This window comes from Brevibacterium sp. SIMBA_078 (assembly GCF_046534565.1).
In the GTDB taxonomy this organism is placed as follows: Bacteria; Actinomycetota; Actinomycetes; order Actinomycetales; family Brevibacteriaceae; genus Brevibacterium.
Map to the genome: position 1 here is coordinate 1 of NZ_JAWRYQ010000587.1, position 236 is coordinate 236.

The window sequence follows — 236 nt, forward strand, 5'->3', positions numbered from 1 at the left end:
GGGTTGCCTGTAGGTTTAATAACACAGTGACAAAAATGCTTAATAGCCTCATGTGCAGCACGCCTTTGCACATTTTCAGTACCATTATTAGTATCTTTCAGGGTTCGATGTATTGCAGTTTTGTCATAATATCCAAAAACTAAATCAATTCGATCTGCCTGTACATCTATGTGTTCGAGCGTTGTTATAGAATCTCCATTATTATATGGGAATCTCTGACCGATTAAGTTTGCGTG

Annotated in this window: 1 protein-coding gene; it reads right to left on the reverse strand. The window is 37.7% G+C overall.

The window, feature by feature from the left end:
- On the reverse strand, positions 1-236 hold a 236-nt coding region (locus SB749_RS20895), incomplete at both ends, for a hypothetical protein (protein ID WP_410712004.1).